The following is a 12,311-nucleotide window of genomic DNA, read 5'->3' on the forward strand; positions in this document are numbered from 1 at the left end:
CTGGCGTCCACCATGCGCTGCTTGTGGCGCAAAAGGTCAGCAACCTTGTTCTTCAAGATGGCGAACACCCAGGTCTTGATCGCGGCACGCCCGGCAAAACGCTGCGCCCCCGTCCAGGCACCGGCCAGGGCCTCCTGCACGGCATCTTCAGCCAGATGACCATCACCCAGGTGCAGGCGTGCGAACTTGATCATCTGGGTGCGCAATGCCGCCAGAAAGCCTGGATCGTTCAGGCCTTGCCTGTCAGCGCCAGGAGCTGCAAGGCCAGAAGCGGCTGAAGCCGACACAGTCTGGTCGGCTTCGTCTTCTGGATCAGTCATCAATGCAGGGCTGTCGCTGGACATGGTGGGCTGCGGGATCAAGCAGCCCCCACTGTAACGTCAAGCCAAGGTCAGGCGGCGGCGTCTTCAGCCTCAAAGTCCACTTTGTCGCGTACCGCGCAGCCGGGGCAGGCCCATTCATCGGGAATCAGTTTCCAGGGCGTGCCGGGCTTGAAGCCCTCATGGGGCTCGCCTTTGGCTTCGTCATACACGTAGCCGCAGTTGGGGCAGCGGTAGGTCATGTGGAGGTCTCCTCGGTAGCCGGCGTGGTTCGCCGGTCAGATCTCGAAATCAGGCTTGGGCTCAGGCCTTCTGGGCAGCCAGCTGGCGCGCATCTTCGGCGTAACGCTTCATCAGCGCTTCGCGGCGTGGCGCATACCAGTTGATGCGGCTCATGTCGCCCTTGTAGTGAGCCAGCACGCGCTTGTTCATGATCGCGTACCAGATGGGCGGGAAGTAGGCCAGGGTGATCATGCCGGCGTAGCCAGAGGGCAATTGCGGGCTGTTCTCGAAGTGGCGCAGGGCCTGGTACTTGCGAGTCGGGTTCGCGTGGTGATCGCTGTGGCGCTGCAGGTGATACAGGAAGAGATTGGTCACCATGTGGTTGCTGTTCCACGAGTGCTCGGGCTCGCAGCGCTCATAGCGACCATCAGCCTTTTTCTGACGGCACAGGCCGTAGTGCTCCAGGTAGTTCACCACTTCGAGCAGGTGAAAACCGTAAATGGCCTGGATGATCAGGAAGGGCAAGGCGGCCCAGCCCAGCGCGGCGATCACAGCGGCAAACAACACCACCGACATGCCCCAGGATTGCAGGTTCTCGTTGTCCGCGCTCCAGACGCCCTTGCCCAGACGAGCCAGGCGTTCGCTTTCGAGGTGCCAGGCCGAACGCACGCTGCCGATTACGGTACGCGGCAGGAAGGCCCAGAAGGATTCGCCAAAGCGCGAGCTGGCGGGATCCTCAGGCGTGGCCACGTTCTTGTGGTGACCACGGTTGTGCTCGACATAGAAGTGGCCGTAGAAGGTGGGCGACAACGAGATGCGCGCCAGCCAGCGGTCCAGCTTGTCCTTCTTGTGACCCAGCTCATGCGAGGTGTTGATGGCGATGCCATTGACCATGCCCACGCTCAGCGCCAGGCCCACCACGTGGTACCAGGGCAGATCGGATGTCACGGCCAACCAGGCGCCAAAGACGGTCACACCCAACTGCAAAGGCACGAAGGCGTACAGCACCCAGCTGTAATAGCGGTCACTTTCCAGGCCTTGCAAGGCGCCGTCGGGGGGGTTCTCGGCATCTTCACCGAAGGCCCAGTCCAGCATCGGCAGGATCACGTGCACCAGCCCCACGACAAACCACAGCGTCCAGATGGCCTTGGTCTGCATGAACACATACAACATGGCGATCCCGATGGCGGGCACGGCAGGGCCGAGCAACCACAGGAACCGTTTGGGGTCAGCCCACTTCTGTGCGGGGGCCGTGCTGACACTGGCGTTGGACATCGCTTCAATCTCCTTCAAGTGATGCCAGTGTCATCAATTTGATCTAGATCAGGAAGAGGCAAAAGTCCGGAGGGCCATCGCGATACGCCGGCATCCAATCAGGAAAAACCCGAGGTCCATCAAAGTTTGCACAATCTCGGCGTTTGACACCTGAACCCCGGATTTTCGGCATGCGCTTTCGTTGGCCTTTCGTGGCATTCTGAGCCACTATGGACAGTCTCAGCCTGATTTTGGACGACATGCACTTTGACGGTGTGGTGTTCGCGTCCACGCACAATTCCACGCCATGGGCGTGGCATCTGGCGACGCCGGGTCTGGCGGCCTTCCACATGGTCACCAATGGCCAGGCCTGGTTGATCCGCGAAGGTGAAGAGCCCCTGCTGCTGCAGACAGGTGACCTGATTGTGCTGCCCGCAGGCTGCATGCACCGCATCCAGGACAAGCCACAAACCATGGCCGTGGCACAGGATCTGGTGCCCTTCATGGCCAAGTCCGAACTGGAGCCGCAGCGGCACGGTGGCCAGGGCGAACCCAAGTGCGATCTGATCAGTGGTCACGCGCGTTTTGACGTGGACATGGCCGCCCCCTTGATCGCAGCCCTGCCCAGCACGCTGCATGTGCGCGGCCTGGGTGAAGCGCCGCCCGTGTGGCTGGCCATTGGCTTGCAGTTCCTGGCGCACGAGGTGTCATCGCCTCGCCCGGCCCAGCAGGCCATCATCAACCGCCTGGGTGACATCCTCTTCATGGAGTGCATCCGTGACTATGTCGAAGCGGTACCGGAAGGCTCCGGCAACTGGCTGGCAGCACTCAAGGACCGCGCCCTGTCGAACGCCCTGGCCAATATGCACCGCGATCCGCGTCGCAACTGGACGGTGCCAGAGTTGGCTCAACAGGCCTGCCTGTCACGCTCGGCCTTTGCTGACCGCTTCAGCCAGACCTTGGGCGAACCACCCCTGACTTACCTGACGCGCCACCGCATGCGCCTGGCAGCGCGCCAGTTGGCCAACTCAGGACTGTCGATCAGCAAGATTGCCGATCAGGTGGGATACGCCTCCGAGGCGGCCTTCAGCCAGGCCTTCAAGCGCGAGTACGGTGCCTCACCCTCGGCCTGGCGGCAACAAAGGCTGAGCGCGCTAGACACCCACGGCACCCCTCGCGGCCAAACCGACACCGATCCTCCCAATGAAAAAGCCGCAGCTTGAGGCTGCGGCTTTTGAGCGTCGCTTTGTGCGACGGTCAGCGCAAAGCTGACCTCATCGGATCGGGGCTCAGACGGCCTTGCGACGACGCGCGACCATACCCAGCACAGCCAGGCCACCGAACACCATGGCATAGGCTTCGGGCTCAGGTACAGCGCCCGTGAAGCTCAGGTCATCCACGGCGTACACGCCGACCTGAGGCGTGACGCGCACACTGGCAATGCCCAACCCGCTGACCGACAACTGCTGCCAGACGCTGGACGAGTTGATCGTCGAAGTGGCCACCGTGGCACCGTGACGATCGAAAGCCGTCAGCGAGATCGTGCCGCCATTGCTGTTGGCCGCCCAGAGGGACACGGCCGACTGCAGCGCACTGAAAGTGATGTCTTCCACACCGGAGATGCCATTGACACCCGAGTTGAAGGCCAGGAAATCCGTGCCGCTACGGGCGTTGAAACCAAAGCCGCCGCTCTGGTTCAGGATGGAGCCGCCTGTGCCGCCCACGCCACTGAAGCTCACGCCCAGACCGGCGTAAGCATTGCTCAGCGGCGAGGTGTAGACGAAGCAGCACGGTGCATTGCTGCCCTCAAAGTCGATGGTGGTGGTTGTCGCAGCAAAACCGCTTGCAGGCAAAGCCGCAACAACAGCCGCGACGGCCACAATGGAACGCAAAGTCTGGAATGGACGCATGGAATCTCCCGATTAATGAAGAAATGGCAGCAGATGACGCTGCCAATCAGATATCGGGAAAAAATACCACGTCAGGCAGCCAACAGGTAGTGCCATCCGACATTTTTCAAGGGATGACGCACCCCTCATACAAGGGGGGCCACCCCAACCGTTCAGCGGCGAGTGGTACCGCTGCCACCCAACAAGGCAGCCACCTTGCGCTTGGGTTTGATAAAGCGTGACAGGCCTGTGCCGCTGCTGCTCGATGGCGTAGCGGTCGCTGCCTTGTCTTCCCAGACTGGATCGGCGGAAGGGTCCGGTTCGTAGGGCTTGTCAAAGAAGGGATCGCTGGGCTGACGACGTGGCGCAGGACGCAGCGCACGCGCAGGCTCGCGTGTTTCACGCGACTCGCGGGCTGACGCACCAAAGCCACCTTCGGAACGATCTCCGCCGCCTTCCGAGCGCTCACGGCGGTAGCCGCCACGGTCACCACGGTCGCCGCGGCGATCACCGTCCAACTCGAAGGCTTCGACGTCGATCTTCTTCTTGATCAGCTTCTCGATGTCGGCCATCAAGCGGGCGTCAGAACCCGTCACAAGCGACACGGCCAGACCGCTGGCGCCAGCGCGACCGGTACGGCCAATGCGGTGCACATAGTCTTCGGCGTTGAAGGGGATGTCGAAGTTGAACACGGCAGGCAGGGCGGCGATGTCGATGCCACGTGCGGCCACGTCGGTGGCCACGAGCAGGTCCATCTCGCCGGCCTTGAAGGCCGCCAGGGCCTTCATGCGCTCTTCTTGCGATTTGTCGCCGTGCAAGGCGGTGGTGCGCAGGCCATCGCGCTCGAACGTGCGCGCCAGGCGGGCGGCGCCCAGCTTGGAGTTCACGAAGACGATGCTTTGCGTGATGCCGCGGTCGCGCAAGATCTGGCGGATCACGTGGCGCTTGGCGTCGTCATCGACCTTGTAGAAACGCTGCTCGACGTTGGTGGCCGTCTGGTTGGGACGGGCCACTTCGACCAGGATCGGGTTCTGCAGGTAGCTCTGCGCCAGCTTCTTGATCTCGGGCGAAAAGGTGGCCGAGAACAGTAGGGTCTGGCGCTGCTTGGGCAGGTAGCTCAGGATGCGCTGCAGGTCGGGCAGGAAGCCGATGTCCAGCATGCGGTCAGCCTCGTCCAGCACCACGTACTCGACTTGCGACAGGTTGCAGTTCTTGGCTTCGATGTGGTCGATCAGGCGGCCCGGGGTGGCAATCAGCACCTCGACACCGGCCTTGAGCTCCAGCGTCTGCTCTTTCATGTTCATGCCACCGAACACGACGGCCGAACGCAGATTGGATTTGCTGGCGTACTTCTTGACGTTGTCCGCCACCTGTACGGCCAGTTCACGCGTGGGCGCCAACACGATGGCACGCACAGGGTGACGGGCCGGCGACACGCTGGCGTTCTCGTGCTTCATCATCTTTTGAAGCAGCGGGATAGAGAAGGCAGCCGTCTTGCCTGTGCCGGTCTGTGCGGCGCCCATGACATCACGGCCAGCCAGCACCAAGGGGATGGCCTTGGCCTGGATCGGCGTCATCGTCGGGTAGTCGATGGCCCGCAGCAGTTTAGGATCCAGCGGCAATGTGTCGAATCGCGCTGGAAGGTCTTCAGGAGTGGCGTCGGGCAGGACGGCGGCGATATCGGCAAGCTCGGCCGCAAGAGAGGTATTCGAATTCATCGGTTGCGGATTATCCGCTTGTTGCTGCATTTTTGCGCAATTTAATTGAGGGGGAAGAATCAGAAGGTGTATCCGACCTGCGTCTGGGTGCCGCCGTGGGCCGCCTCGCACTGTTCCAGCAGATGCGCCAGCGGGCCCAGGCCCTGGTAACGCGAGGCCACGCGATGGGCGTACGTCCAGACGCGGGGGATGTCATCCAAGTACTGGCGTTTGCCGTCGCGCAGGGCCAGGCGCGCGAAGATGCCCAGCACCTTGAGGTGGCGCTGCAGGCCCATCCACTCAAAATCACGCCAGAAATCGCTGAAGTCTTCGGACAGCGGCAGGCCGGCTTTGCGGGCCTTTTCCCAGTAGCGCACGGCGTAGTCCAGTTGGATATCCTCATCCCAGATCACATAGGCGTCTCGCAGCAGGGAAACCAGGTCGTAGGTAACGGGGCCCCACACCGCATCCTGAAAATCGATCACGCCCGGGCGCGCCTTCGGGTCGGCAGGATCGGCCATCAGATTGCGCGAGTGGTAATCGCGGTGCACCAACACCGTGGGCTGGCTCAAGACCTGCGATTTGATCAGCGCAAAGGCCTGCGTCAGTTGGGTTTGCTGCTGACCGGTCAGGGTCTGGCCGCGCAACTTGTCGATGTACCACTCGGGGAACAGATCCAGTTCACGCTGCAGCAAGGCGTCGTCATACGGCGGCAAGGCCTGGGTGCCTTCGCCGTTCGCCACGCCCTGCAGGCGCACCAGTTCATCAATGGCAGCCAGGTAGCGGGCGCGGTTGGCGGAGGCGGGCGCGTGGTCGTAATCAGTGGCCTCCAGGGTGGCCAGGAAGGTGTGCTCGCCCAGGTCGCTCAGGAGCATGAAGCCTTGAGGCTCATCCCAGGCCAGGATGTGGGGCACGTTGACGCCGCCGGCATCGAGCAGGCGATCGACCGCCACGAAGGGTTTGCAGTCCTCCTTGTCTGGCGGGGCGTCCATGATGATGAAGCTGCCCTTGGCCTCGCCTTGCACTGCATCCACCCGGAAATAGCGGCGAAAGCTGGCGTCCGCGCTGGCCGAGCGTACGGTTTCGGGCTTCAGCCCGTGCGCGGGTGCCACGGCAGCCAACCAGGCGGCAAACGCCTGCTGGCGAGCCGCGTCGGCCCAGTGGATATCGGTAGAAAGGGAAGTCGACACGTTGGTCATGAGTGAGGCAATCCAGATAAATGCCGGCCCGCATGCACCGGTCTGACCCAGAACAGCCGGCGAAAGGCGGGCAACATGAAATAATGCGCCGATTCTAGGCAAGGCCGGCTCACTGTGATGAAAGGCCCATGCCGCAGCCCCACACTGCGACACCGAAGCGCAACCCCAGCCCAGTGACCGTGACCACCAGACAGGCCCGCCTCAGCTTATTGACGCCCCAGCACCCAGCCAAGGCCGCCTTGCGCCTGCGCTGGACACCCATTGCCGTGGCGGCCGGCCTGCTGGCAGCGCAGATCGCCTGGCAGGATGTGGCACAAGCCGATGGCGCACCGACGACCGCCGCACCCGGTGCGACAAGCGGCACCGTCCCGCTGCGCCTGAGCTTCAGCCTGCCCGCCCCTCAAGGCGACACGCACAACGGCAAGCTGCCGCTGTACTTCGAGGCCGACAACCTGGAGGGCGAAGCCGACTCACGCACCCGCGCGACCGGTTCCGTGCGTCTGCGCCAGGGCGGCCTGACCGTACGCGCCGACGAGTTGACCCACACGCAGGCCGACAACACCGCCCGGGCCATGGGGCACGTGGTGATCACCCGCAACAGCAACATCTTCAGTGGCCCGGAGTTGATGCTCAAGCTGGACACGCTGGAGGGTGAATTCATCCGCCCGCATTTCTGGTTTGCGCGCACCAAGGCTGGCGGTCAGGCCGATCTGGTCGAATTCCTGGGCGCCAATCGCCTGCGAGCCAGCAAAACCACCTACAGCAGTTGCACACCTGATGACTTGCCGGACGGCACGCCAGGCGAGCCTGACTGGTCGCTCAAAACACGCAGCATCTACCTGGATTTCGATGCCAACGAGGGTACGGCCGACAACGCCGTGATCTGGTTCAAGGGCGTGCCCATCCTGGCCGCACCAACGCTGACCTTCCCGCTCAATGACGCCCGCAAGTCGGGCTGGCTGCCACCCAGCTTTGATTTCGACAGCAAAAGCGGCTTCGAGCTGTCAGCCCCCTACTACTGGAACATCGCGCCGGACAAGGACCTGACCCTGGCGCCCACGCTGTCGGTACGCCGTGGCGCCGGCATGGATGCGGAATACCGCTACCTGGCCCCGCACGACGAAGGCACCCTGCACGTGGTGGGCCTGCCCGACGACCGCGTGGCCATGCGCTCGCGTGGCCTGGTGGACTTTGCCCACAAGGGCAACCTCAATGGCGGCAACCTGCTGTCGCAAACCAATTACGAGTTGCGCTGGCTGCGCGTCTCGGACGACGACTACTGGAAAGACTTCCCGCACGGCCTGCCTACACTGACGCCGCGTCTGTATGACAGCCACGCCAACATCGAGCGACAGTTGAACTCGCGCAACTGGGGCCTGGGCGACAGCCAGACCACCTTGTACGGCGGCGTCCAGAGCTGGCAGACCCTGCGTGACCGAGACCCTCTGACGGATCCCACGCTCAGCAACATCGACACGCCATATCGCCGCGAGCCCCAACTGGGCATCCGCAGCCGCAGCGGCAACGACACAGGCGTGATGTGGACGATGCAGGGCGAGTTCAACCGCTTCACCAATGCCGACCCCAACAAGCCCATTGGCAACCGCGTGCACGCAGTGGGACAAGTCGGCCAGAGCTTCAACCTGGGTGGGTTGAGCCTGACACCACGCCTGAGCCTCAACGGCACCAGTTATGACATGGACCAGGCCATGGCCAACGGCAACCGCAGCGCATCCCGTGTCTTGCCTACCTTCAGCCTGGAATCCGGCCTCGTGATGGAGCGGCCGCTGCATGTCTTCAGCCGTGACCTGACCCAGACCCTGGAGCCGCGTATCCAGTACGTGCGCACGCCTTACAAAGACCAGAGCTTCCTGCCCCTGTTCGACAGCGCGCCCCGCGACTTCAACCAGTACGCCATCTACAGCGAGAACGCCTTCACCGGCAGCGACCGCATCTCTGACGCCAACCAGGTCACCGTGGGTGTGACATCCCGTCTGCTGGACAACAACACCGGTGTCGAAGCGGCACGCGTCGGTCTGGTGCAAAAGCTCCTGCTGGCCGACCAGCGCGTCAACCCGGATGGCCCGGATCCGATCACCCAGCGCCTGTCCGATCTGCTGCTGTTGGGCTCAACCTCGGTGATTCCCAACTGGAACCTGGACGGCTCGGCGCAGTTCAACGCCCAGAACCACGCCATGTCGCGCGGCCTGATGGGCGTGCGCTACTCGCCCGGCCCCTGGCGCACGGTTGGCGCAGCCTACCGCTACACCCGCGATGCCAGCGAACAACTGGATCTGGGCTGGCAATGGCCTCTGGCAGGGAGCGTGCCGTCCACCACGGCCCAGGTGCGCAACGAAGCACTCAATGACCCGCTCAACCTCTCTGGCCGCCGCCCCATCAATGGCAACGCCTGCGGCGGCACCTGGTACAGCGTGGGCCGCATGAGCTACAGCTTGCGAGACAACCGCCTGACCGACTCCCTCATCGGCTTTGAATACGACGCTGGCTGCTGGATTGGCCGCGTGGTGGCCGAACGGGTGTCCGTGGGCCGCGCCCAGGCCTCCACCCGCCTGATGTTCCAGCTGGAACTCGCCGGCCTGTCGCGCATCAGCCTGGGCTCCAACCCTCTGCGCACCTTGAGGGACAATATCCCCGGCTATCGACTGCTGCACGATGACAGCACCACGACGGCTTCAACCGGTTCTTCGCCCATTACGACAGATGACTGATCACACCCCCTCGACACGCAGCGCTGCACGCACACACCGCCCTGTGCGCGCCAAGGCCTTGAGCGCCCTGGTACATGGCATTTGCCTGAGCCTGCTGGTCGGCACGGTCGCGCCTGCCTGGGCTCAGTTCAAGGCCTCGCCTGCCGTCACGCCGCGCATTCCGGGCAACCGCAGCTTGAGCACCGAACTCAAGATCGAAGGCATGCAGACCACGACGGACTACATCCTGGCCGTGGTCAACCAGGAGCCCATCACCCACACGGATGTGGACAAGCGCGTGGCCCGCATCACCGATACGGCACCGGCTGGCTCGCGACTGCCGCCACCGGAAGACCTGCGCCAGCAAGTGCTGGATGCGCTGATCGATGAAAAGGTGCAGCTTTCTCAAGCTCGCACCATCGGCATGGACATCTCTGACCAGGAAATCGACGCGTCCATCGAGAACATCGCCGCGCAAAACCAGTTGACTCTGGAAGACCTGCGCAAACGCATGCAGGCTGACGGCCTGGACTTCCAGCGCTACCGCAACAGCTTGCGCGAACAGTTGCTGCTGCAACGCTTGCGCGAGCGCGAAGTCAACAGCCGCATCCAGATCACCGAAGAAGAGTTGACGACCTTCATGAAGGAAGACCCGGCTGCGCAGGCGGAGATCTCTCTGAATGTGGCTCACATCCTGATCGCTGTTCCTGAAAAGGCCACGCAAGTGCAACTGGCCGCCCTGCAAACCAAAGCCCAGGCCATTCAGGAACGCGCAGCCCAAGGCGCCAACTTCGCGCAACTAGCCAAGGACAACTCGGCAGATACGAACACCAAGGACCAAGGTGGCGCCCTGGGGCTGCGCCCCGTCAGCCGCCTGCCAGAACTGTTCGTGGTCGCCGCATCCAAACTCAAGGTCGGGCAAGTGGCACCGGTGATGCGCTCCAACGCGGGCTTTCACATCGTCAAGCTGATCGAGCGGGAAAACAGCGCTCAGGCCACCTACACACAACAGCGCGCCCGCCACATCCTGCTGCGCACCAATCCGCAGGTACCTGCCCGCGAGCAGATCGACCGCATGAACGATATCCGCAAGCAGATCGTGGGCGGCCAGACCAGCTTTGCCCAGATGGCGCGCCAGTACTCGGAAGACGGCAGCGGCGCACGTGGCGGCGACCTGGGTTGGGCAGCGCCTGGCCAGTTCGTGCCCGAGTTCGAAAAAGCGCTCACGGCCTTGCAACCTGGCCAGATCTCGGAGCCCGTGGTCAGCCGCTACGGCGTGCACCTGATCCAGCTGATCGAACGCCGAGAAGTGCAGTTGACCGAACAACAGCAGCGCGAAGCCGCCCGCTCAGTGCTGCGTGAACGCCGCTTCGAACCCACGTATGAAGAGTGGGCCCGCGAACTGCGTGCCGCAGCCTATATCGAGATGCGTGATGCGCCCTGATCGCCCCTCTTCCAAGCCCGCGCACCGCCCCGGCGGCAAGCGCCCCGTGCAAGGCGGCGGCGGCCACATCGCCCGCAAACGCTTCGGCCAGAACTTTCTGGTCGATCTGGGTGTGATTGACGAGATCGTGCGGGCCATCTCGCCCAAACCTGGTCAGACTCTGATCGAGATCGGACCCGGCCTGGGGGCGCTGACCAATCCCGTGGTCGAGCGCAGCGAACACCTCACCGTGATCGAACTGGACCGCGACCTGGCGGCCCGACTGCGCAAGCGCACCGAGCTGACCGTTATCGAATCCGACGTGCTCAAGGTGGACTTCGGCCAGATCGCCCAGGAACGCGGACAGAAGCTGCGCGTGATCGGCAACCTGCCCTACAACATCTCCAGCCCCATCCTCTTTCACCTGCTGCCCTGGGCATCACAAGTGGAAGATCAGCACTTCATGCTGCAAAAAGAAGTGGTAGACCGCATGGTGGCCTCACCAGGCAGCAAGGACTTCGGCCGCCTGAGCGTGATGTTGCAGTGGCGTTACGACATGGAATGCGTTGTGGACGTGCCGCCGGAATCCTTCGATCCGCCACCGAAGGTGGACTCTGCTGTGGTGCGCATGGTGCCCCTGGCTGAGCCACCCAAGGTGGATCCGCAAGTGCTTGAGAGCATGGTGGCGCTCGCCTTCTCGCAACGCCGCAAGATCTTGCGCAACACGCTGGGCGCCTGGATTGACGAGCACGGCTTGCAGACCGATTTCGATCTGCAACGCCGCGCGGAAGAAGTGCCGGTCAGCGAGTTTGTCGCGCTGGCAGCGCTGAAGTCTGCCAGCGGCAACTGAGCCTGTTGGCCTCGGCCTGAGCAGATCAGGGCATGCGACGGCGGGCAACACCCGCCACAATGCCCAGCCCAGCCAAGGCCAAGGCCAGCGATTCAGGTTCCGGTACTGTCGCCACACCGTAGCTGCCTACGAAGCTGCCGCCATAAGACTTTCCAAACACCGCAATGGTGTGAAAGCCGGCCAGCACAGGCGCGGAGAACGCGTAATAGTCGTTCAAGCCTGGCAGAAGATCCGGCACGCTGTTGCCATCCACGAGCACCTTGAAGATGTCGTAACCGGCCTTGCCCGTGAACGACGACATCACCGAGCCGGTCAACAAGCCCGCATCGGACGCAAAGCCCGTCAGGTAGGTTGACGACGAGCTGACAAAGCTGCCGTCCACATCTTCGGCACGGGCGCCCGTCGCCAGAACTGAAAGGGCCAGAGCCATCCACACTGCTGTACGTTTCATGACACGCTCCAAAAATGACTACGCAAGCAGTCATGCACGTTACGTACCAGCGTTTACCCTTGGTTTTGCACCACAACAGCACGACCACCGCACTTCGCAGCGTCCAGCTACGCTGCACCGCACCATAAAGCTCACTAAACTCACTGCATGAAAACCTACCTTGTTGGCGGCGCCGTGCGCGACCGGCTGCTTGGCCGCACCAGCGGTGATCACGACTGGGTGGTCGTGGGCGCGACACCAGAGGCCATGAGCAAGCAAGGCTTCATGCCCGTGGGCAAGGACTTCCCCGAGATCGGAA

At 63.0% G+C, this 12,311-nt stretch carries 11 protein-coding genes and 1 pseudogene; 5 read left to right on the plus strand and 7 right to left on the minus strand.

What is annotated here, in order from left to right; genetic code table 11:
- The 3 genes from EPO09_RS00410 to EPO09_RS00420 form a co-directional block, all read right to left on the minus strand.
- Positions 1-344, minus strand: a 344-nt coding sequence (locus tag EPO09_RS00410) for a sigma factor (protein ID WP_290639084.1), incomplete at its 3' end; no start/stop codon positions are given.
- 47 nt (positions 345-391) lie between these two features.
- Positions 392-562: a rubredoxin gene (locus EPO09_RS00415; RefSeq protein WP_290639086.1), complete on the minus strand. Its 171-nt coding sequence runs from the start codon at positions 560-562 to the stop codon at positions 392-394.
- 61 nt (positions 563-623) lie between these two features.
- A complete protein-coding gene (locus tag EPO09_RS00420) occupies positions 624-1,817 on the minus strand; it encodes an alkane 1-monooxygenase (protein ID WP_290639088.1) in 1,194 nt (397 codons plus the stop codon).
- Between the two features lie 209 nt (positions 1,818-2,026).
- On the opposite strand from EPO09_RS00420, the gene EPO09_RS00425 reads away from it, so the two are divergent.
- Complete coding sequence (locus EPO09_RS00425) at positions 2,027-3,019, plus strand: AraC family transcriptional regulator (RefSeq protein WP_290639090.1); 993 nt, start codon at positions 2,027-2,029, stop codon at positions 3,017-3,019.
- Positions 3,020-3,085: 66 nt separating this feature from the next.
- Here the strand turns inward: EPO09_RS00425 and EPO09_RS00430 are convergent, their stop codons facing one another.
- The 3 genes from EPO09_RS00430 to EPO09_RS00440 form a co-directional block, all read right to left on the minus strand.
- Complete coding sequence (locus EPO09_RS00430; protein WP_290639092.1) at positions 3,086-3,706, minus strand: PEP-CTERM sorting domain-containing protein; 621 nt, start codon at positions 3,704-3,706, stop codon at positions 3,086-3,088.
- Positions 3,707-3,858: 152 nt separating this feature from the next.
- Entirely contained in the window at positions 3,859-5,403 is a 1,545-nt protein-coding gene (locus EPO09_RS00435; RefSeq protein WP_290639094.1) for a DEAD/DEAH box helicase, read from the minus strand.
- 59 nt (positions 5,404-5,462) lie between these two features.
- Positions 5,463-6,581 carry a phosphotransferase gene (locus EPO09_RS00440; RefSeq protein WP_290639096.1) on the minus strand — a complete coding sequence of 373 codons (1,119 nt, stop codon included), beginning with the start codon at positions 6,579-6,581 and terminating at the stop codon, positions 5,463-5,465.
- Between the two features lie 179 nt (positions 6,582-6,760).
- On the opposite strand from EPO09_RS00440, the gene EPO09_RS00445 reads away from it, so the two are divergent.
- The 3 genes from EPO09_RS00445 to rsmA are packed head-to-tail and all read left to right on the plus strand — an operon-like array spanning position 6,761 to position 11,562.
- Positions 6,761-9,310: an LPS assembly protein LptD gene (locus tag EPO09_RS00445; RefSeq protein WP_290639098.1), complete on the plus strand. Its 2,550-nt coding sequence runs from the start codon at positions 6,761-6,763 to the stop codon at positions 9,308-9,310.
- Positions 9,303-10,733 carry a peptidylprolyl isomerase gene (locus tag EPO09_RS00450; RefSeq protein ID WP_290639100.1) on the plus strand — a complete coding sequence of 477 codons (1,431 nt, stop codon included), beginning with the start codon at positions 9,303-9,305 and terminating at the stop codon, positions 10,731-10,733. The genes EPO09_RS00445 and EPO09_RS00450 overlap by 8 nt, the downstream gene beginning before the upstream one ends.
- Positions 10,723-11,562 carry a 16S rRNA (adenine(1518)-N(6)/adenine(1519)-N(6))-dimethyltransferase RsmA gene (rsmA, locus tag EPO09_RS00455; RefSeq protein WP_290639102.1) on the plus strand — a complete coding sequence of 280 codons (840 nt, stop codon included), beginning with the start codon at positions 10,723-10,725 and terminating at the stop codon, positions 11,560-11,562. Before EPO09_RS00450 ends, rsmA begins: the two co-directional genes overlap by 11 nt.
- A 25-nt stretch (positions 11,563-11,587) precedes the next feature.
- Here the strand turns inward: rsmA and EPO09_RS00460 are convergent, their stop codons facing one another.
- Complete coding sequence (locus tag EPO09_RS00460) at positions 11,588-12,013, minus strand: FxDxF family PEP-CTERM protein (protein WP_290639104.1); 426 nt, start codon at positions 12,011-12,013, stop codon at positions 11,588-11,590.
- Positions 12,014-12,160: 147 nt separating this feature from the next.
- Here EPO09_RS00460 and EPO09_RS00465 point away from each other — a divergent pair.
- Positions 12,161-12,311, plus strand: a pseudogene (locus EPO09_RS00465) (multifunctional CCA tRNA nucleotidyl transferase/2'3'-cyclic phosphodiesterase/2'nucleotidase/phosphatase); the annotation flags it as partial.

The sequence above is a fragment of the Aquabacterium sp. genome (genome assembly GCF_004297345.1).
GTDB lineage: Bacteria > Pseudomonadota > Gammaproteobacteria > Burkholderiales > Burkholderiaceae_C > Aquabacterium.